Here is a 22340-nt window from a genome sequence, read left to right as displayed (position 1 = left end):
CATCATACTCTTATGCCAGCGCCCCCCGTTGTGATAGCCCTTGAAACTTGAGACGATTCATAAAGAGGACTTATTCTTTCTAAAGTGTTTTATTCACGCGAGCTCTCTCTGCTTGCAGCATGCAAGAGACATGGTTTTGACTAATGCAACATAACCAAATTTGAAACGATAAATTCCATGTAAAATCTCTCATATAAAACAATGAATTATCCTTATAAATCAACGTGACAGTGCTGTTATGAAGAGAACTCCTTGCTCATCTTAATAGTCCATAGCGATTTAACTGGGTATTATTTTATATTTTGTACACAGAAGTGTCTTTATAAAAATACTTCATCTCAGGCAAAAAAAGAACAGCCTATTAAAAAAGAAAATCATCTCAATGCTTGCCTTTCTTTTTTCCATGAGAGTTTCAAATTAATAAGCCTGTCTGAAAAGAGTGCTGTTTACGCCCTTAAAGATACTGCTCTTGTATCAAGATTACTTACTCAGATGAGAATTGCAGTTTAGCCAAATGCGCATAAACATTATTTTTTATAATGAATTGTGTGTTCCTTCTTCCACAAAAGCGCCTTTATCCATCACGAGAATACGATCAGCTTTTAAAATTGTTGCCAAACGATGTGCAATGACCAGGATTTAGGATTTTGTATCAATCCTTCTAAGGTATCTTGCACCAACTTTTCACTGTTTGCATCTAAAGCAAATGTTACTTCATCAAGTAGCAACATTTTGATTTATAATAATAATTCATTGTTTTATATGTTGAATGAGAATCCCGAATACCGTAGGATTCTCTCATTTCAAACCATGTTCCATGGTGAACCAATCAAAACCATGCCTTTTGCACTTTACAAGTGGGGAGAGCTCGCGTGAATAAAAAAACTATTAAGAAAGGACTTAAAATGCCTATAATAAATTATCTCAAGTGCCAAGGGCTGTAGCAACATCCACGAGTTGGCAAATATAATGATGGTGCCGGCTTGCAACAAGAGGGCTGCATTTCTTAAAATCGCCAGTGCAATACCAATGCGTTGTTTTTGCCCCCCAGAAAGCATGGTACCACGTTCTTCTACTTGCGTATTCAAGCCATCTGGTAAAGCTTGAATAAATTCAAATGCATTGGCAGCTTTAGAAGCGGCCAAAATTTCCTCTCCATGGGTATGTTCAGTTCCAAAAAAAGAAGAAAAGTTTACAATTATTTTATTTCAAGTCTTTATACTCTAGGGAAGAAAGGATTTATGCATATATTCAAAATGATTTTTGAATTTAAAAACGCAACCACAATGATTTATAAGTGTTTAAGACCCATCTGTTTATGTCGGATGCGTTTTTGAATTAATATTTAAAGTGCACTCTTTGATAGGATAAAAAATCCATCCATTTGCAATCGATTTGTTTAAAACCTTTGTACCCCATAAAAAGGAGGCTTTTACATGCCAATATTACCAAAGCGATTTTTGAATTTAGAAAGACGACCACCGCGATCTACGAGTGTTTGGGAGCCACCTGTCCATGCCGGATGCGTTCTTGGATCAATATCTAGATTAAGAGTATCGCCTTCTTTTCCCCAAGTAGAGCGCGTCATATATTGGGTTCCATCCGTCATAACAACGGTAATTTTATGATAATTGGGGTGAATATTCGCTTTCATGCGTCAAACCTTTTGCGTTTATAGAATGAAATAGCACTTGCTTGTTTTTTTAAGTGCACTTCCTTTGTCTTTTTGATACATTGATTAAAGTATTTATTCCTATAACTGAGCACGCATCAAAAAACAAGTGTTCAAGATACATCATTGTATCAAGTGTTACAAATCCAATACAGTGAGCAAAATTTTATGACATTACGTTATCGTTCAGAAAAATCGACAAAGTCTTCCCCTAAAAAATCTTCATTCTCTTCGCTTGCAATTTTTGTTCCTTATCTTTTGCGCTATCGTTGGTTGTTTATCTTTGCTTTTCTAGCATTATCTGTTGCTGCTCTTGTCACATTAGCTTTGCCTGTGGCTATCCGCCAAATGTTTGATCATGGGTTTTCTACTTCAAGCCATGGACATATTAATTTTTACTTTGGAATTTTGTTTATCTTAGCCTTGTTTCTCGCATTTGCTTCAGCAGCCCGTTATTACTGTGTTATCACCTTAGGAGAACGGATTGTTGCCGATTTACGGCGTGATGTGTTTGTCCATATTATGAAACTTTCTCCTGCTTTTTTTGATCGATCACATTCAGGAGAGATTGTTTCAAGGCTTCTAACAGATACCACACAAATAAAATTAGCTGTGGGCTCTACCGCCTCTACCGCCTTGCGTCAGCTGATTATCGTGATCGGAGCCGTCGTAATGATGGTGATCACCAATGCTAAATTGTCTTTGTTGGTTTTAGCTGCTATTCCTGTTGTGGCCATTCCCTTGGTAGTCTTTGGACGTAAAGTTCGCTCTCGTACCCGCGCGGCGCAAGATCGTCTCGCAGATGCCAATGCTGTTGCTACAGAGCAGGTAAGTGCTATTCGCACTGTGCAAGCTTTTACCGCTGAAAAACTCGTTACAATACGTTTTTCACAATTGATAGAACGTGCTTTTCAAACAGCACGTGCTTCTGTAATCTTGCGCTCCTTTTTTACGGGGTTTGCAATTTTTTTGGTTTTTAGCAGTGTGGTTGCTGTTTTATGGATTGGATCGCGTGATGTTTTGAATGGAACGATGACAGGGGGAACCTTAGGGCAATTTGTCCTTTATGCGGTTTTTGGAGCTTCTACTTTTGCGCAATTATCGGAACTGGGAGCAGAATTAATCCAAGCAGCAGGCGCTGCTGAACGGCTTGCCGAATTGTTACAAGAACAACCTACTATTGTAGCTCCTAAAAATGCTTTATCATTGGCGCAACCTGTTCGAGGTGAACTTGTTTTTGATCAGGTTGATTTTACCTATCCTTCTAGACCACAAGAGAAAGTTTTACGCTCGCTTTCATTTTCTGTAAAAGCAGGCGAAACGGTTGCTTTTGTTGGGGCTTCCGGAGCAGGAAAAAGCAGTATTTTTTCTTTGATCCTTCGTTTTTATGATCCAATAAGTGGAACAATTCGGTTGGATGGCATGGAAATTAATCGCCTTTCTTTACAAGATTTACGCAGTGCAATTTCCTATGTTCCACAAGATGTCGCCATTTTTGATGGAACATTGCGTGATAATATTATTTTTGGAACTGAAAATACCCATGAAGAGGAAATCCTTGTTGCCGCTAAAGCGGCTAATGCACTTGAATTTATTCAAGCTTTACCAGATGGCTTGAATACGCAAGTAGGAGAACGCGGTACCATGCTTTCTGGGGGACAAAAACAACGCATTGGTATTGCGCGGGCAATTTTAAGAAATGCACCCCTCTTGCTGCTTGATGAAGCAACATCGGCTTTGGATGCAAACAGTGAAAAGTTGGTGCAAGACGCTTTAGAAGGATTGATGCAAAATCGTACAACCTTGGTCATTGCACATCGTTTAGCAACAATTTTAAAAGCAGATCGTATTCTTGTGATGGATAAAGGCGCCCTTGTTGAAGAAGGAACGCATGCTGAACTTGTGGCAAAAAATGGCGTTTACGCTTACCTCGCAAAACTCCAATTTTCACCTGAGTAAGTGATCATGATACAAGAGCCGTATCTTTAAGGGCATAAACAGTGCTCTTTTCAGACAGGCTTATCAATTTAAATCTCTCATGGAAAAAAGAAAGGCAAGCATTGAGATGTTTTTCTTTTTTCTGCGCAAGATAGAGCATTTTTATAAAGACACTTCTGTGTACAGAATGTAAAATGATACCAAGTTAATCTCTATGGACTATTAAGATGAGCAAGGAGTTCTCTTCATAACAGCGCCATAACGGTGATTTATAAGGATAATTCATTGTTTTTCATGAAAGATCATAAATACCATAGGATTTTCTCATGTCAAACCCTCATAGTAAGTCAAACAAAATCTCTTGCTTGCTCATCACAAGCAGAGTTGGCGTGTGAAGTGAAACGGTACAAGAAAGGAATAAAATACCTCTCTTGCCCCTTTACATTCTAAGGGCTGTCAAAACATTGGGGCGCTGACAAAAGAGTATACGCTGGCAAAAAGTATAATAGGTGCTCGCTTGCTTGAGACCCTTATGCGGCTCACACTTGATAGGGTTCTAGGGACACAAGCTCTATCCTAAAGACTGACCACACTCTTTAAAAAAACTGAATATTAAAAATTTGCCCTCTCTCACCGCTCTAAACAATAGTGTTTACCGAAAATCATGACAAATTGTAATTCACAAATACACTTCTCTATTGCAAGAGTATCCTTTTATTCTCTTTCAAAAACACGAACACTTTTTGAATATTGTTTACAGATCCGTCTTATTGAAAAAGAGCAAAGATTTTTTTAGCACTTTTGGGCTTCTTATAACTTTTGTGTGAGAGCACATGAGAAACAGCGTTTATAATAAACTGGCTTTTGGCAAAATCGTAAAATTTTATCAAATTTATTGTTTGTAAATATCACCACGACCACTGTTCTGCTCTTGCAGACACGCAACCTCAAAACGACGTTCTCTTTACTCACAAATCGTCTCTCCAGCTCTCTCTTTCAGTCATAGCCCATAAAAATAAGGATAGAGTACTTCGATTAAACACCATCTTCTCACCCCCTCCAAGAGCCCCATATATTTTACAGCTCTCAATTTTATAGCACCCCCTGTCGTGCTTTAAGAAGGCATTTTAACGATGATAAGAACATGTACAAAGAGGATATATCTTTAGGGTCTTTATGTTTTAAAGCTTGCACTAAATCATAATTTTTTTGTATAGCGAGCTAAGCGTATGCAGAACTGACACCCTAACCATTTCAAACCATTCAGCTGTTTCAGGAACAGATAAGCCAAGTTTTACGATTATATCTTCAACCACGAATTCACCGAAGTACGGAGGATTTTCATCATTTTTTAGCGCTCCCTCTTCAGTGATCCTCTAGATAATTAACTCATTCAGCATCTATACCAGAAAAGCGAAATATTACATGCTAATTTTCCTTTACATTCATTAGCCAAGCCCCCTCAAAATAACCTTTTAGTGAATAGAGCTAAAAGGATAAGTCTTCAAAACCATTTGGTGATATAGCTATATCAAGAGCACCTAAAATACGACTTAGTTGCTCAATATAGGCGATTTTCCCCTTTTTATCGTATCAGTCTTGTAGAAGACTTTAAGTCTTTTATGCTTAAATCAAAAAATTATAATTGGATTATATTGCATAAAGATGCTTTTTCTCATTTTTCCATTTAACGCACGATAAGTTACCATTTAGGCATGATGAGAAGCTTTCCCCTTATATCATACATGTTAAAAACAAAATAAGCCGTTTGGGTATCTTAAGGTCAAGGATGCAGTTAGGCGCAACTTGTAAAGGGTTGCCTTGAGGCTTAAGGAACCAAGGCTTGTTAGTCCATTCATTAAACACGGGTCTGATGTCATTATTTTGGAGAGCGATTATTAAGAATTTGAGAGGCAGACAGCCTCTCATTTTGATTTGTATGCAAACAAAGTGCACTCTATTTATTCAGGGAGAATAAGAACATACCCTGGAGATGCTAAACGGAACAAGAGAGCGTCGTAACCCCACGCAGCATACATGCAGCAAATAGAAAAAACGCCTTCACCAATTGCTAAGATTAATGTGAGCGATATACCGGCTTCATCTGCTGTTGCTTCGCGGCGTTGTAAGTAGTATCCGACAAAAAAGAAAAAGCACGCTAATCCACTCGCACCCGAAAAGAAGCTTAGTATGGCATGAACCGGTCCACGTATGTTGAACAGGATAAGAAAAATTATGAAAGTAAATACTGTAAATATCCCTTCGAATACCCCACGCACCATATTGCATAATTTTCGCATCATAATTGCAGAAAAGCTCTATTCTGCGTATCGATTTTTTCTTTTGATGCTTGTATTCTTAGAAGATATACTGTTATTTTTAGAAGATATACCGTCCACAACTCCCCCCGTTTTAAGCCAAGATGCTACGAAGTTAAACATTTGTAATTATATCATCAAAAAATACAAGAAAAATTTATCCATTTTAACGAAAAAATAGGTGTTTTATTGAGGTGCAAATCTATTTTCTTTCGCAAGAGTTATTCAATTCGTTCGCCAATAGAAAAACTACCCCCATTGAAGAGGAAGCTATCCTGACGCAGAAAAGCTTCATAAGCTGTATTCTAATCCGCTCAGAAATCGCAACTCTCTAATCTACCCGCTTAATCCACCTTTAAAACTGCAATCAAATAAATTCTGCTGATGACAAGTAATGATAACATGAAAAAGAAAAAATATCACAATATCAAACTCTTCAATACAGTATGACCTTTATGATTTTCACGCAAAAAGCAAGTACCACCTCATGAACGACACCATACTAAAGTGCTGTGCATTCACAAATTTCCTAGCATTATCCCCCTTCTCGAAATTGCACCTCTCCCGCAATCTTATCTCTCGATAGTACCCATTAAAGACTTTTAAAAGGTCCAAGGAAAAAACTCTCTGAGAAAGCTTTCAAGCCTAAAATGCCCCCGCCATTCTTATCATGATGAGGGCACCTAAAATTACGCAGAAACATGCAAACTCTCCCCGCATTTAAGAACAGAGCTTGTGCTTCAATCGCACGCTTTTTCTTGTTCTTTTGTCCATTGTCCCAAAGCCGCAAGATGGTTCATCCGAGCGCGATGACGAAATGCCTTCTGTGCAACAGCAATATTTTCATCTTTTCCTGCCCATGCTTTTAAGGCAGCTGCTTGCAATGCGCGTCCATAGGAAAAGGTCAATTTCCAAGGCAATACGCCCAAAGAATTCATAGCAGATAAATGCGCCGTTGCTTCCTGATCAGACTGCCCTCCAGAAAGAAAAGCAATTCCTGGAACAGCGGCAGGAACAGTCTGTTTAAGCACTTGGACGGTCTTTTCAGCAACTTCTTCAACAGAAGCCTTGCGAACATCCTTTCCATCAATCACCATATTGGGCTTTAAAATCATCCCCTCCAAAAGAACACGAGCTTCAAACAATTCTTTAAAGACAGCCTGCAAAACAGTGCGTGTCACCTCAAAGCAGCGTGTAATTGAATGCCCACACGATGGTCCATCCATCAACACTTCCGGCTCAACAATGGGCACAATATTGAACTCCTGACATAAGGCAGCATAGCGCGCAAGGGCTTGTGCATTTTGTCTTATGGCGCCTCTTGTTGGCAAAGTGTGTTCATCAATAGCAATTACCGCACGCCATTTAGCAAAACGTGCTCCCAAAGCATAATAATCTTTTAGCCGCTCACGAAGACCATCCAACCCTTCGGTAATTGTCTCTTGGGGAAAAGCAGCCAAGGGTTTTGCACCGGTATCAACTTTAATCCCTGACAAAGCGCCTGAATCCCGAATAAGATCCGTCAACATTTTCCCAGTTGATGCTTTTTGCCGAATGGTTTCATCAAATAAAATAACCCCAGAGATAGCGTTTTCCATCGCTTCTTTTGTACTAAAAAGCATTTCACGATAAGCACGGCGCTTATCTTCATTGGATTCAACACCAATGCTTTCAAAACGCTTTCCAATGGTCGCCGTACTTTCATCTGCCGCCAAAATACCTTTACCCGCATGCACCAAAGCAAGTGCAATATCTTCAAGCCGTTCATTCATAAAAAATTCCTCTTTATTTTGTCTTAATTTCTAAAAATGCGCAACACTATCAAAACACTCTACACGACTGTATAGTTTTTCTTTAACCTTCCCTTCAAAGAAGCCCTTTAAGCCTGCATAAGGGCAAGAATACCAGGAAGGGTCTTTCCTTCCATCCATTCCAAAAAAGCTCCTCCAGCAGTCGAAAGATAAGTAAAATCATTGGCAACACCGGCATGATTAAGGGCAAAAACCGTATCGCCCCCTCCCGCAATTGAAACCAACTTTCCCGTCAAACTACGTTCTGCTGCATGGCGTGCAACGGCAATGGTTCCCTTATCAAAGGGAGACATCTCAAAAACACCAAGGGGTCCATTCCACACAAGAGTAGCAGCTTCATCTATCGCAGCATTGATATGCGCAATAGAGCGCGTCCCAATATCCAATATCATGCCATCTTGTGGAATATCTTCAATGTCATAAAGACGATGCGGTGCATCTTTTTCAAAGCGAAATCCAACGACAGCATCCTGAGGAAGCAGAAGGGTACAGTGACACTCTTGCGCTTTTTTAATGATTTTTTTTATCGTTTCCATCAATGCATGTTCACACAGTGACTTACCAACAGACACACCTTGCGCTGCTAAAAAACTGTTAGCCATCCCCCCACCAATAATTAAGGAGTCAACTTTTTCCACCAAATGATTGAGCACAAAAAGCTTACTAGAAACCTTTGCTCCTCCCACAAGGGCAACCACAGGACGTGCTGGATTGCCAAGTCCTTTTTCTAATGCCTGCAATTCACCTTGCAAAGAGCGTCCTGCATAAGAAGGCAACAAATGCGTTATTCCCTCCACCGAAGCATGGGCACGATGAGAAACTGAAAAAGCATCATTAACATAGAGATCTCCATTATGAGCCAACGCTTCTGCAAAAGAACAATCATTCTTTTCTTCACCAGCATAAAAACGAACATTTTCAAGCAGTAAAACACCACCATTTTGTAATGACTCAACTGCAACCTGCACCGCCGAACCGATACAGTCAGGAGCAAAAGCAACCGACTGATTAATGATCTTTTCCAACACTTGCACAACAGGACGGAGTGAAAACTCTTGCTCTACCTTTCCTTTGGGGCGACCACAATGAGAAAGCAGAATAAGTTTAGCACCACGCTTTTGCAGTTCAACGAGTGTCTCTTTATGTCGTACAAGACGCGTCTCATCGCATACCTTACCTTGCGCCATAGGAACATTAAAATCTACGCGCACCAGAACACGTTTTCCAGTGACATCAACATCATCAAGTGTACGAAACCCCATCACTGCTTCCTCTTCACTTTCCATTGTTTCAAATAAAAACGCATCCAACAACCCTGCCCACTTTTCTTTCCACTTATCCCCCTCTTTGCTTTTACAAGAGATCCACGACAGCCTATCTCTCACCCTCTGTTTGAAAAGCAAAAGCTTTTATCGTCAAATGTACAAAAGCCCACCATTGCTCTTAATCTTCATATTCCATTGTGGCAAACAAATGCATTGGCTCAACTTGATCTCTATTAAAGCTTCCTTTTACTTCTAGGAAAAAGAGTTTACATCTCCTGTTTTCTAACGTTTTCTCAAAGGGTACCTCGTTCAGATCTTACTTTTTCAAAGTTTACTCTTTCATGCATCTTTTAAAAGCACGTATTGACACAGTATTAAAACAAAACACATCATCAATTTTTCAATAGCCTCTTCTCTCTAGCGCATGAGAACAACAGCCTCTATCTGTTTTTCTCAAAATTGCACAAAAATGAGACTTTTCCCTATAAAAAGAGGACCCTGAGGTCCTCTTATATTGTCTTAGCAAAAGCCACTGCCGTATCACTCATACGGTTAGAAAAGCCCCATTCATTATCATACCAAACCAGAACGCGACAGAGCTTACCATCAATCACTTTGGTTTGATCATTGTGGAAAATAGCTGAATGAGGATTATGATTAAAATCACAACTCACGAGTTTCTCTTCTGTAGTGTCCAAAACGCCCTTCAAAGAACCTTGTGCAGCAGTAGCAATAGCTGTATTAATTTCTTCGATTGTCGTGGAACGCTTAGCGATAAATGTCAAATCAACCACAGAAACATTAGGGGTCGGAACACGAATCGATACACCATCAAGCAATCCCTTTAATTCTGGCAAGACCAATCCCACAGCTTTTGCCGCTCCTGTTGAGGTAGGAATCATAGAAAGAGCTGCCGCACGTGCACGATAAAGGTCCCGATGCATTGTATCCAACACAGGTTGATCACCCGTATAAGAATGGATTGTTGTCATGAAGCCCTTTTCAATGCCCACTGTGTTGTGTAAAACTTGTGCAACAGGCGCCAAACAATTGGTTGTACAAGAAGCATTTGAAACAACGCGATGCTCGCTGCTTAAAGATTGATGATTAACCCCATAGACGACCGTAAGATCTGCTCCTTCAGAAGGCGCAGAAATAAGAACACGCTTTGCCCCCGCATCTAAATGAGCACTTGCTTTATCACGTGCCGTAAAAATACCCGTACATTCCAAAGCAATATCGATATCCAAATCTTTCCAAGGCAATTGAGCAGGATCACGCTCTGCGCATACCTTTATTAAACCACCTCCCACATCAATAGCATCCCCTATCACCTTAACGATCCCAGGAAAACGCCCATGAACTGAATCATAGCGTAATAAATGGGCATTTGTTTCCACCGATCCCAAATCATTAATTGCAACCACTTCAACATCTTGTCGTCCACTTTCCACAAGTGCACGTAAAATATTGCGACCAATACGACCAAACCCATTAATTGCAACACGAACTGTCATTTCACATGTTTCCTCATCAATTTTTAAAAGCACAACATTTAAAACACAATAAATGGGTATTTCACCAATCCAAAATCATTAATTCCCACATTGTCAATATCTTGATCACTCACTCACTTAATCCACAATAATGCACAAAATATGATGCCCTAAAACCACCCCATTCATGACAACACAAGCTGTCACTTTGTCTTTTCTTCTTTGATCTTTTCCAGTTCTTTTTCAACGGTGGCAACGACATTTTCCCAAGTAATACCAAAATGCGCATAAAGGGCATCAATTGTTCCACTTGCCCCAAAGCCCTCCATACCAATAAACACACCATCACAGCCAATAAAACGGTCCCATCCTTGGGCGACAGCAGCTTCAATGGCAACTTTAATCGGTGCATCTCCAATGAGAGCACGCTGATAGGAGAGAGATTGTTGAGAAAAAAGTTCAAAACAAGGCACAGAAACCACACGCGTTGGGATGCCTTTTTCTTCTAACACCGCATGTGCTTCCACTGCAATTTGCAATTCTGAACCAGAAGCAAACAGCGTCACTTGTGCATCATCGCTAGCTGTTAGAAATTCATAAGCACCAAGCATACAGAGATTTTCTTCTTCATACTCCTGACGCAAAAGCGGTAGATTTTGTCTACTTAAAGCCAAGGTAGAAGGTGTCCCGCGTGCTTTCAAAGCCAATTGCCAACACTCGACTGTCTCCATAGCATCGGCAGGACGGAACACAAAATGATTAGGCATTGCACGCAGGCAAGCCAAATGCTCCACGGGTTGATGGGTCGGACCATCCTCACCAAGACCAATAGAATCATGAGTCATGACATAAATCACCCGCAACCCCATGAGAGAAGACAAACGCATAGCAGGACGCATATAGTCAGAAAAGCATAAAAAGGTTCCCCCATAAGGAATAAAGCCGCCATAAAGGGCAAGACCATTCATCACAGCTCCCATTGCATGTTCACGAATTCCATAATGCAGATAGCGCCCTGAAAAATCTTCAGCAGAGATACTTTTCATCTGGCTACTTTTTGTATTATTAGATCCGGTTAAATCAGCCGAACCACCAATAGTCTCAACAACGACTTCATTGATCACTTCAAGAGCCATTTCCGAAGCTTTACGCGTAGCAACAACGGGGCGCTCTTCAACCAATTTCTGTTTATAAGTATCAATAGCGCCATCAAATCCGCCCACGAGATCGCCCCGCATCAATCTTTCAAACTCCACACGCTCTGAGACAGGAAGATCAGCAAATTTTTCTTCCCATTTTTGGCGTTTTTTAGCAGCATTGAGACTAGCCAAGCGCCAATTATCGAGAATATCGGCTGGAATAACGAAAGGCTCAGCATCCCACCCTAACGCGATACGGGTTTCAGTGATTTCTCGTGCGCCCAAAGGGGCTCCGTGAACTTTATTGGTACCCGCTTTATTGGGTGCTCCAAAGCCAATTGTTGTTTTACAAGCGATCAAAGTTGGTTTATCGGAATTTTGTGCCGCCTCAATAGCCCGCGCAATTGCTGCTTGATCATGCCCATTGACTTTATGTGTCTCCCAACCAGATGCCTTAAAACGCGCAATCTGATCTGTACTGTCAGCAAGGGAAATCTCTCCATCGATAGAAATATTATTATCGTCCCACAACACAATAAGCTTATTGAGTTTCAAATGACCGGCAAGGGAAAGTGCTTCTTGAGATATCCCTTCCATAAGGCATCCATCGCCTACCAACGCATAAGTGTAATGGTTGATAAGATCACCAAAACGGGCATTTTGCAAACGCTCTCCAAGAGCCATCCCCACGGCATTAGCCAACCCTTGTCCGAGAGGACCAGTCGTTGTTTCGATTCCTGCCACATGCCCATATTCTGGATGCCCAGCAAGCTTTGCTCCTAATTGGCGAAAATTTTTGAGATCTTCAATGCCAATATCTTCATAGCCAGAAAGATACAAAAGAGCATAAAGCAACATAGACCCATGTCCTGCTGATAACACAAAACGATCACGGTTAGGCCAGCGAGGTTTTTTGGGGTCGTGAGCAAGGAATCTTGTATAAAGAACCGTAGCAATATCGGCGGCTCCCATTGGCAAGCCCGGATGACCAGAATTTGCTTTTTCAATCGCATCAATAGCAAGAAAACGGATAGCATTGGCCATCTGATTCTGTTGGTGGGTGTTTGTCATGAATAATCGACCATTTCGTTAAATACGTTATTCTGTTGCTTTTTCCGTATTCTCTTAAAATTCTCAAGAAATACTATTTTCTAACCATTAGCGTGAGACTTTTTGCCACCACTTCAATAATATTAATAACATTCCCCTCACGCGTTCTGTATATCCATGTCATTTATGCCAATACGCGCAAAAAATCCAGCTTTTAATTTATATCTATCCCCTGCTTTGCTTGCTAAAATATCCTACATACTTAAAAATAAAATGCACACAACACAAGAATGAAAGTGATTCGTTTTTGCATAACACATTGATAAAGGATACAATTACCCAAAGGATAAAAGCAATGAACCAAGAGACTACAGTTCTACAAGATGCTTTAGAGCACCTAGAAAAGGCACTTAGAACTTTAGAGATCACCATAATAAACCGCAATGCCGTTATTGATAAAAATAACGAATGGGAAGAAGAAATCCAACGAATGAATGCTGACCGCAGCCATCTTGCCCAAGCGCTTGACAAAGCTGAAGCCCAAATTGAACGCTTAGAGTCCGTAAACAAAGAAGTTTCCAAACGTCTTATTAAAGCAATGGAAACAATTCGTGTTGTCATTGATAGATAAAGGTTTGAATGTATGGAAACTGTTTCCGTTACCATTGATGGTAAAATTTATCGCATGGCTTGTGACAAAGGACAAGAACGTCGTCTTATTGCGCTTGCTGCTCAATTAGATCAATATATCACACATTTAAAGAACAATTTTGGTGAAATTGGCGACCATCGTTTATCGGTTATGGCTGGCATAATGATTATTGATGAAATGGAAGAAATAAAACGAGAAAATAAAAAATTACAAGAAGACTACAATACTCTTTTACGACTCCACAACGAAAGAGACCGCACAATGGGGAAAATTATGCGTGACACCACACAACGCATTGAAAATCTCACCAACCAATTGCTCAAAGATGATCAAAACTGCACAAACATTCAAGAACAAGAACAGGAAGATTTCTAAAAAGTACATCAGCGCGTAATAAACCAGAGACTTGACTTGTCCGCCACATCTCACAGGATAAAAATTCTTAAACCCACACCAGTGTGTAAACAGTCTGGTTTTTTATAGGAAGGATTCCAGCTACTCACGACTTATGGGATTAACTTAAACCTCAACAAGAAAGCCCTACCCTGAATATTTCACCTCCGCACAAACGCTTCCTATATCAAGGAGACTGCCTTATATCACCACATTTCAAATGAGATGTCTTTTAACCGCGCAATAAGATAACAAAATCAACATCATTGTAAAAAAATCATATAAATGACAACAGCAACAAACAAATAAAGCACCCTTCGAAAAAAAGAGCTATATTCATGTTCCCTATGAATGCATGCCCAAAAATCCTTGCCCCTTAGATAATATCAAGCAGATTCAATATATATTAAAAAATAACCTTATCTATTATACCGTAAAACACCGCCACTTGATAATACAAGCACCATGGAGTCTTTGCACCTGAAATGTCCATCCGATGAAACCCACCGAAAAGAACCGTATCATTTATAAACCAGCGTGAATTAAGTATTTTCATCCTTTAGAGCAGGAAAAAAGTCAAACCCGAAGAGTATGTTAATCTCATACAAGCTCAAACATCATAAACAACAATAATAGCGCTTGAAAACATTCTCTACCGACATCTTTATCCTTATAACAAACAAACAATTCATCCATACCTCTCTCCCCACCCCTCAAAATCTCCAAGCTTAATAAAAGAAAGAGCAAATCGGCATCATCATTATAGTCAGCCCTCAATATTGCGATAGCCCCCTTGGCTCGTAAAACGATTCATAAGAGGTATTTTTGTACAGTTTTTACCCACATGTCCCACCCGCTTATGACGTACAAGCAAAGAGTTATGATTAACAAAACATAAATAAATTTAAGAGAATCTTACGGAATTCGGGGTTCTAATTCAAGTTTAATAACGATAAATTATCATTATAAATCAATATGTTGAAAATGCTTCGACAAAGCATATTTTAAAAACACATTCACCCATCACTTTTTCTCATAACATACCAGTACGATTTTTTAGGCACATAATTTTAACTTTATTCAATTCTGTTGGCAAAAGTTTAAAATGAGAACAATTTCAAGGCTCTTATCCAAAAAGAAAAAGAATAAATTCTCATTATCAATAAACATCTCGCTCGTATAAACATCAATAAAGCAATCCCCAATATGCCTCAATGAAATAAAAGGAGGAGCTCCCATTAAATGCCTACCGTAAAAGCAGCTTCCTCAGAACTAAAACAAAATCAACAGACAACATCACCGCATCTGCTCCCATCCCCAAACTGGACGACCTAACGCAATACCTTTCTATCTTACGATAGGAGATAAAAGAATAATGGGTCTATGGAGGCATTCACAAGAGGCGCACACCCGTTGTTTTTAAAGCCTGTTCAAAGGCGCATGAAAAAACACCATGCGTAAACGGCTCAAATCCCTTTCGTTCCATCTTGGGAGACAGAGGCAATACGCAAGAGATTTGTCGCACCGGGCGTTCCAAGGGGAACCCCAGCTGTCACAAGGAAGCGATCTCCCCCTTTGCAAAAACCTTCCTGAAATGCAATGGCTGCTGCACGATCAACCATATCCTCTAAACTCCGTGCATCTTGCGTGACCACACAATGAAGCCCCCAAACTAAAGCCAAACGCCGTGCTGTTTCCACAATGGGCGATAAAGCAATAATGGGTCTATTAGGGCGTTCACGAGAGGCGCGCACCCCGGTGGTTCCTGAAGCCGTATAAGCAATAATAGCGGATAGCGCAAGTGTTTCAGCAATCTGACGTGCAGCAAGAGAAATCGCATCCGTTCCTGTTGATTCTGGTGCTGGATGTTGTGCTCCAACCTGAGCGGCATAAGTGTGATCCTGTTCGATTTGTCGCGCGATTCGGTCCATCATAAGCACAGCTTCTTCAGGATAGCGACCAGAAGCAGATTCAGCAGACAACATCACCGCATCTGTTCCTGCATAAACTGCTGTAGCAACATCCGACACTTCTGCGCGTGTCGGAACAGGAGATGTAATCATTGATTCAAGCATCTGTGTTGCCACCACAACAGGCTTTCCTGCTAAACGACAAGCTTTTATGAGCTCCATCTGAAGTGCAGGGACCTTTTCCAAAGGCATTTCCACACCGAGATCACCCCGTGCAATCATAATACCATCGGAAATTTCAATAATCTTCTCTATATGCTCCAAGGCTTGAGGCTTTTCGATTTTAGCCATCAAAGACACCTTGCTTTTCATCAATCGACGCACCGCTATAATATCTTCTGGACGTTGAATAAAAGAAAGAGCAACCCAATCAACAGGCTGCTGTAAAAGAGCCTGAAGATCCTCCTTATCTTTTGACGTCATCGAATCAAAAGGCAAAATTGTATCGGGAAAACTGACACCCTTTCGATCAGAAATACGGGTTCCAGCAACCACGCGACACTGTATAGTATGACCATCACAAACTTGCGCACGCAGTTCCACCCTTCCATCATCAATCAACAACCGATCCCCTGGTTTAACAACCGAAAATACATCCTCATGAGGGAAAAAAACACGCTGTGCATCACCAAGAACATCGCGATTATCTAATGTAAAGCTTTGCCCAACACGCAAATCTTCTTGCCCCTTAGCAAAACGTCCCACACGCAGTTTTGGCCCCTGAAGATCCACCAAAATACCTATGGGGCGTCGAACTGTTTTTTCAACTTCTCGTATAGACTTGACCAAATCACCCAGCATATCACGATCAGTATGGCTCATATTAAGACGAAAAACGTCTGCCCCTGCCCTAAAAAGCTTCTCAATCATCAAACGAGAAAAAGAAGAAGGACCAAGAGTCGCAATAATTTTTACTTTACGTGCACGTTTCACGGTGGAGAATTTCCTGAAAGAGAAGGTATAACTGAATTGTTTAACAAAGACTCATCCGTCAACTGTACCATCCAACTGGTTTGATTTCCGGTATCGATCTCTTTAAATTCAGCCTTTTGATATCCTCGAGGGAAACAATCATGAACCCCTTGAATGGTAAATTGGCTATCTTGTACACACATGGTCACAGAGCCTGCCCAGTTCCCTTTTTTTTGTGCCCCTTCCGCATAAAAATAATAAAACCGTGAAGCAAGAGGCCCCTCAATTAAAGTTTTACATTCCGTCACTGGTACCGTCCACCAGCCTTCGCTCACCCACCCTGAAAATGTACGATATCCAAGAGCAACCCCTACAGACTGTTGGGTTGTATTACAAACTCTAAAGTCAGCTTTTGCAAAAACAACAAGGGGAAACAAGAGCAAAATGCTCAAGAGAAAAACTTTTAATCCTTTCTGAAGCACCCAATATCGCTTTTTTAAAATCACAAAACTTCCTCTATAATGCCAAATTCTCAAAACAAATTACACATTTCTTTTTTTAAAGCTTTTCAAATCTAAAACGTATATTTTTATATTTTTCTTTTTATAGCCCTTTTATCAATGCATATATCTTAAAAATTTTACAAAATATTTAAAGTCAATTTGTAAAAAAGCTGTGTAGCTTGATTTACTTTTTGTTTTCAAGCTTTTTTAACATAAATTCGTCGTCGAAAAACAACTTAAAATATATAACTTGGAGAAAAATACAATGAACGATACAGTAACCGATCAAACACACGCTATATCCGTAAACCAATTACGCTCTTTTATCGAACGTATTGAACGACTAGAAGAAGAGAAAAAAACCATTTCTGATGATATTAAAGACGTTTACACTGAACTTAAAGGCTCTGGTTTTGATAGTAAAGCTGTTCGAAGCATTATACGGCTGCGTAAAAAAGAAGAGCATGAAAGAATGGAAGAAGAAGCAATCATTGAACTTTATAAAAATGCGCTTGGTATGAATTAAAACCATTGATAACATTGGAAATTTTTTTAAGAAAAGAAAATACAAAAAAAATGGCAAAAAACAAATGAATGTATAAAAATTTCACCCAAACAATAAGCCGTTTGTGTAACTTGTAACGAGACTATCGATCACAGAATACACAATATTGCAACAGCCTTCACATTTAAAAGGATTTATACAGAGAATTTTTATTCTTGTTCTTCAATCATTTTTATCCACATAAACCCTCACTTGTATGCCAACCTATGCCAACCCAGTTTGTGATGTGCAAGAGAGGTGTTTTTATGATTAAACATCAATAAATTTGAAATGAGAAAGTCTTCCGATATTGAGGACTCTCTTCCTTCAAATTGAACAAAATGAATTATGATGATAAATCAATTCATTATCTACAAAAAGAAACATATGAAAGCGGTCAGCAGTTGAAATCCGCTAAATGAGAGTCTGAGCTGTTTACAAAAGAAGAGCTGGTTAAGGATCTTTATCTTTTAGGATAGGCAGAAATTCGGCATATTTACACATTTGATAAAAAGCCCCTTGATAGAACTTTTAATAAAACTTTATTCGAATCTATTAACCGACTCATACAGATCATTGATTCGAGAGGTTAGAATGTGATCTCTCCATTTTCCAGAAATCATCAAATAGTCTTTGGCATAGCCTTCTTTTTCAAAATGAAGGCGTTTTAATAAACGTTCGCTTTTTATGTTCTCAGGTCTATAATTTGCCATCACTCTATGCAGATGATAAACATGAAAGATATGCCGTATTAGAGCCGATAAACTCTCAAACATAAGACCTTTACCTTGTTGTTTTTCATCAAGAGAAAAACCAAGATGACAAGCTTGAAAAACACCCCGAACCACATTTGTAAAATTCACAACACCAATGACTGTGTTTTCATTTTTTAATCGTACGGCATATCGGTATGCTTGTCCTTGTGCACTTTCATAAGCAAATGCATTAGCTCGTGTTTCCCAAGCTGTTAGGCTGTGATAACCATCAGATCTAACAGGTTCAAAAGGACGCAGATGATTCGCATTACGGAGGGAATAAGAAGACAGTTCAGCTGCATCTTCTAAACCGATCAATGTAGAAATTGTTCACTTTGTTTTAATTGCTATCATTTTCTCCTCCTAGAAATGTTACAATAACACGTTGATTTATCCTAACAAATCATCATTTTTAAACTTAAATCATAACGTCGAATACAGTAAACTTTCCTCATCACAACACTTCTCACGTTAGAATCAATGAAGATCATTTGCTTTTCCGTCATAAGCAAGGTTGGTGTATTTAGGATATAAGGTAAAGATAAGGGAATGTTTCTTATGAATGCTCTCAAGTTCCAAGGGGGCTGTAGCAACATTGGGGACTGGCAAAGTATGCAATGGAACTGGCGTACTTCCATATACGAAATTTTGAAAAAACTCACGGCAAAGGTAGTTTTGTTTCTTTGCCTTGTAAACGAAGAGCATGCTTGTTTTGCGCTATCATATCACTGCTCCCCCGTATAGAAATCCCAATGACCATCACCTTGAAATGCTATATGTTACAGTGCAATCTAAAAAGTCTCTGCCATAACTCGTCAACAGCACTGTTCCCGCTAAATCAGCCACAAACTCTTGTAACAAATCAAAGAAAAGCGATGAGGCAATACAAATCTTTTAAAGTTTTTTAGATATTATCGTGAACACGCTTCCATTTCTTCGCGTAAAATTTCAAGTTCTAGCCATTCTTCTTGCTTTTGTGTGCAAGTATTTCTCTTTTTTTCCAACGCTGTTGATAAACGCTCAAAACGTTCTTTATCGCGGCAATAAAGGGTTGGATCAGAGAGCTCTTGCTCAATTTTTTTGATTTCGTCCTGTAAAACAGCAATTTCTTCAGGCAATTTTTCCAATGCATAAACCTGCTTATAAGACAATTTACTTCGTGTTTTTTTCTCTCGCCCTATCAAGCTATGATCTATTGATGTATCCTGTTTTGAAAGCTCTCCCGCATGAGATTTTGAAGGTGCTTTACGCTGCGATAATTCTGTTCTTTTGCGTTGTAAGCGAAGAGCATGCTGGTTTTGCGCCATCATATCACTATAGCCGCCCGCATACAAAACCCAATGACCATCACCTTGAGGTGCCAACATATGCGTTACAGTACGATCTAAAAAGTCTCTGTCATGGCTGACCAACAATACTGTCCCCGCAAAATCAGCAATAAATTCTTGCAACAAATCCAAAGTTTCCATATCCAAATCATTGGTCGGTTCATCAAGAATCAAAAAGTTTGCAGGACGAGAAAGAAGTCGTGCAAGCATGAGGCGTGCTCTTTCTCCCCCTGAAAATTCTTTAAGGGGAGTGCGAGCTTGTTCCGGTAAAAATAAAAAGTCTTTCATATAAGAAACGACATGCCGCTCCAGCCCATTGATCACAAGAGTATCACCTCTTCCTCCCGTTAAATAATGCGCTAAAGTTTCTTCTTCATTTAAAATACGTTGCTGATCAAGCAATGCCATAGAGAGGTTATAGCCATGCCTCACCGTTCCACCATCCACGGCTTCTTGCCCAATTAATACAGAAAGGAGCGTTGTCTTTCCGATACCATTGGGTCCTACCAACCCGATTCGATCACCACGCTGAATGCGCAAAGAGAAATCTTTCACGATAATGCGATCACCATAGGATTTTGAAATTTTCTTTGCTTCAAGCACCAATTGCCCAGACTCATGACTTTTCGCTGCTGTCAAAAGTGCATTTCCAGGCTGCCCTTTATAGGTTTGATGACGCTGTCTTAAGTTGTTTAATTCGCCTAAACGCCGTACGTTACGCTTACGCCGTGCACTTACGCCATAACGTAACCATTGCTCTTCACGAGCAATTTGGCGCCCCAATTTATGCTGCTCAATGGCTTCTTCTTGCAACGCCTTATCACGCCAACTTTCAAATTCTAAAAAACGCTTTTCCAGTCTTTTGGTTGTGCCACGATCAAGCCATACCGTTGACCGCGTAACATTTTCTAAAAATCGCCGATCATGGGAAATCACCACAATCGCTGAACGCAAAGAAGATAAAACAGCTTCCAGCCATTCAATGGTTGGTAAATCAAGATGATTGGTTGGTTCATCTAAGAACAAAATATCGGGTTTTGCAGCAATGGCCTGTAACAATGAAACACGCCGCTTTTCGCCTCCCGAAAGCGTTTCCAATTTTTCCGCCCCCGAAAACCCTAAATTTGTGCGAAGCGTATTGATCCACTGGACATCAGATATATCGTCCAGCCCCGCTTCCATATAAGCGTTAATATCTTCAAATCCTGAACAATCCGGATTTTGTGAAACATAACGGAGCGTCACTCGCGGGTGGCGAAAAATTTCGCCACCATGAGGCTCTAATATTCCCGCGGCAATTTTTAACAGAGTTGATTTTCCACAACCATTACGGCCGACCAGCGCAATACGCGCCCCTTGCTCAACCGATAAAGAAGCTTGATTGAGCAAAGGCGTTTTTCCAAAATTTAAGAAAATGCGGTCAAGCCGCAGAAGCGGCACCGCCATTAACGAACGCGGTGCGGACAAGGTGCTTTATACATCACCCCTCTTGCATCACGGTAAGCACACAATTGCCGTACAGGAACTCTCTGTCCACAAGGTGCTTGGTAAACATGCCCTCTACGACCGCGATACGTGCACAATTGTGATGCCTGTCTTTGTTGTTTTCTTTGATTTGCAGCTGCACCTGTTACTGTTCCAGCCAAAGCACCAAATGCTGCACCGGTAAGTGCTGCTCCAGGCGTACTTCCAGCAATAGCAGTTCCAGCCAAAGCACCGATTGCTGCTCCTCCTACGCCGTAACGTGCAACGCGTTCATCGTTTGTGGTACAAGCAACTGAACTGAAACCAATGGCTGAAACAACTGCCACTTTAAAAATTGATTTTAACATATCAAAACCTTTCCTTCTCAAGATCAATACATAATATATTGTTTATGTCGGCACTTATAATCACTAGTCCTCCCCCTGCCTTATTCAAAATATATTGGAAGAGCTTTATGGAATAGGCACAGACGCTAACAATATAGCTTTTCCAGAACCTAAATGGCAAGAAAAGGTTCCACAAATACGGTTAGAAAGTGTTAAAGAAGAGCCAAATGACACATTTTTGTCACAAACTGGCCATTTTACCCCTTTAAGAGTTAAACCTTTTAAATCAGAAAAACCGATAATACTAAACAAACATCCCTTAGGCAAATCATACGAACAAGGTTTTGACAAAACCGGCCAACCTTCTTCCAAACCGCTTGTCAACAACACTGAAATACCCCTTTCAGCCATCATCAACGCTTGCGTCATATGAGAAAGGCTATGATCACTTCGCTCCCCTCCCAAAGCACCGCACAAAATAAGCTTTTTAGCGCCATTTTGCAACGCTCTTTCACATGCCAGAGCACTATCTGTCATATCTTTATCAGAGGGAAAAACTTCACGCGGAACATGACTATATTGACGTATTAAGTTCTCATCTGATGAATCAAAGTCCCCTAACCACAACTCAGGCGTCACATTAAGCGCTGCCGCATGACGCATACCACCATCAGCAGCAATTACCCGACTGTTTTGAATTTGATTAAGCAAACGATCAGTGATATGAACATCCCCATTTAATAATATCGTAAATGTTGTCATGCCATACTTTGCCTTTCACAA

The 22340-nt window shown here is 40.1% G+C and carries 17 protein-coding genes and 1 pseudogene; 4 read left to right on the top strand and 14 right to left on the bottom strand.

Features of this window, described 5'->3' with window-relative positions:
* Positions 1-484: 484 nt before the first annotated feature.
* From ACFIL2_RS03900 to rpmE, 3 genes and pseudogenes are all read right to left on the bottom strand, one after another.
* Positions 485-731: pseudogene (locus ACFIL2_RS03900) on the bottom strand (ABC transporter); the annotation flags it as partial.
* Between the two features lie 120 nt (positions 732-851).
* Entirely contained in the window at positions 852-1145 is a 294-nt protein-coding gene (locus ACFIL2_RS03895; RefSeq protein WP_375642901.1) for an ATP-binding cassette domain-containing protein, read from the bottom strand.
* Positions 1146-1432: 287 nt separating this feature from the next.
* Positions 1433-1654 (bottom strand): 50S ribosomal protein L31, encoded by a 222-nt coding sequence (rpmE, locus tag ACFIL2_RS03890; RefSeq protein WP_375633439.1) that lies wholly within the window; start codon positions 1652-1654, stop codon positions 1433-1435.
* 186 nt (positions 1655-1840) lie between these two features.
* Between rpmE and ACFIL2_RS03885 the strand changes: the two genes are divergently transcribed.
* Positions 1841-3631 carry an ABC transporter transmembrane domain-containing protein gene (locus tag ACFIL2_RS03885; protein ID WP_375640370.1) on the top strand — a complete coding sequence of 597 codons (1791 nt, stop codon included), beginning with the start codon at positions 1841-1843 and terminating at the stop codon, positions 3629-3631.
* 1940 nt (positions 3632-5571) lie between these two features.
* Here ACFIL2_RS03885 and ACFIL2_RS03880 read toward each other — a convergent pair.
* The 5 genes from ACFIL2_RS03880 to tkt form a co-directional block, all read right to left on the bottom strand.
* Complete coding sequence (locus ACFIL2_RS03880) at positions 5572-5913, bottom strand: hypothetical protein (protein ID WP_375680192.1); 342 nt, start codon at positions 5911-5913, stop codon at positions 5572-5574.
* A gap of 755 nt (positions 5914-6668) precedes the next feature.
* On the bottom strand, positions 6669-7700 hold the full coding sequence (locus tag ACFIL2_RS03875) for a class I fructose-bisphosphate aldolase (protein ID WP_375680191.1): 1032 nt from the start codon (positions 7698-7700) through the stop codon (positions 6669-6671).
* 107 nt (positions 7701-7807) lie between these two features.
* Entirely contained in the window at positions 7808-9001 is a 1194-nt protein-coding gene (locus tag ACFIL2_RS03870) for a phosphoglycerate kinase (protein ID WP_375680201.1), read from the bottom strand.
* Positions 9002-9513: 512 nt separating this feature from the next.
* A complete protein-coding gene (gene gap / locus ACFIL2_RS03865; RefSeq protein WP_375640373.1) occupies positions 9514-10521 on the bottom strand; it encodes a type I glyceraldehyde-3-phosphate dehydrogenase in 1008 nt (335 codons plus the stop codon).
* Between the two features lie 182 nt (positions 10522-10703).
* Positions 10704-12710, bottom strand: coding sequence for a transketolase (tkt, locus tag ACFIL2_RS03860; RefSeq protein WP_375680190.1), 2007 nt, complete (start codon positions 12708-12710; stop codon positions 10704-10706).
* Positions 12711-13044: 334 nt separating this feature from the next.
* On the opposite strand from tkt, the gene ACFIL2_RS03855 reads away from it, so the two are divergent.
* Together ACFIL2_RS03855 and ACFIL2_RS03850 are read left to right on the top strand one after the other, a co-directional pair.
* Positions 13045-13320 (top strand): DUF4164 domain-containing protein, encoded by a 276-nt coding sequence (locus ACFIL2_RS03855; protein WP_005774573.1) that lies wholly within the window; start codon positions 13045-13047, stop codon positions 13318-13320.
* Positions 13321-13332: 12 nt separating this feature from the next.
* Positions 13333-13716 carry a cell division protein ZapA gene (locus ACFIL2_RS03850; RefSeq protein ID WP_375606565.1) on the top strand — a complete coding sequence of 128 codons (384 nt, stop codon included), beginning with the start codon at positions 13333-13335 and terminating at the stop codon, positions 13714-13716.
* Between the two features lie 1484 nt (positions 13717-15200).
* On the opposite strand, the gene pyk is transcribed toward ACFIL2_RS03850, so the two are convergent.
* Both pyk and ACFIL2_RS03840 read right to left on the bottom strand, forming a co-directional pair.
* Entirely contained in the window at positions 15201-16637 is a 1437-nt protein-coding gene (pyk, locus tag ACFIL2_RS03845; protein WP_375680189.1) for a pyruvate kinase, read from the bottom strand.
* Positions 16634-17122, bottom strand: a complete 489-nt coding sequence (locus ACFIL2_RS03840) for a DUF1036 domain-containing protein (RefSeq protein ID WP_375640606.1) — start codon at positions 17120-17122, stop codon at positions 16634-16636. Before ACFIL2_RS03840 ends, pyk begins: the two co-directional genes overlap by 4 nt.
* Before the next feature lie 262 nt (positions 17123-17384).
* On the opposite strand from ACFIL2_RS03840, the gene ACFIL2_RS03835 reads away from it, so the two are divergent.
* Positions 17385-17645: a DUF2312 domain-containing protein gene (locus tag ACFIL2_RS03835; protein ID WP_005774567.1), complete on the top strand. Its 261-nt coding sequence runs from the start codon at positions 17385-17387 to the stop codon at positions 17643-17645.
* Between the two features lie 560 nt (positions 17646-18205).
* Here the strand turns inward: ACFIL2_RS03835 and ACFIL2_RS03830 are convergent.
* The 4 genes from ACFIL2_RS03830 to ACFIL2_RS03815 form a co-directional block, all read right to left on the bottom strand.
* On the bottom strand, positions 18206-18745 hold the full coding sequence (locus tag ACFIL2_RS03830; RefSeq protein WP_375680200.1) for a GNAT family N-acetyltransferase: 540 nt from the start codon (positions 18743-18745) through the stop codon (positions 18206-18208).
* A gap of 584 nt (positions 18746-19329) precedes the next feature.
* Positions 19330-21192 (bottom strand): ABC-F family ATP-binding cassette domain-containing protein, encoded by a 1863-nt coding sequence (locus ACFIL2_RS03825; protein ID WP_375636571.1) that lies wholly within the window; start codon positions 21190-21192, stop codon positions 19330-19332.
* Positions 21192-21578, bottom strand: coding sequence for a hypothetical protein (locus ACFIL2_RS03820; protein ID WP_375633448.1), 387 nt, complete (start codon positions 21576-21578; stop codon positions 21192-21194). The genes ACFIL2_RS03825 and ACFIL2_RS03820 overlap by 1 nt, the downstream gene beginning before the upstream one ends.
* Positions 21579-21683: 105 nt before the next feature.
* Positions 21684-22319 (bottom strand): thiamine diphosphokinase, encoded by a 636-nt coding sequence (locus ACFIL2_RS03815; protein WP_375617849.1) that lies wholly within the window; start codon positions 22317-22319, stop codon positions 21684-21686.
* Positions 22320-22340: the final 21 nt, after the last annotated feature.

Origin of the sequence: Bartonella sp. AP30XZML, from assembly GCF_042195945.1 — a bacterium.
In the GTDB taxonomy this organism is placed as follows: domain Bacteria; phylum Pseudomonadota; class Alphaproteobacteria; order Rhizobiales; family Rhizobiaceae; genus Bartonella.
The sequence above is the reverse complement of the archived record's forward strand: the minus strand, read 5'-3'. Positions and strand labels throughout refer to the sequence as shown.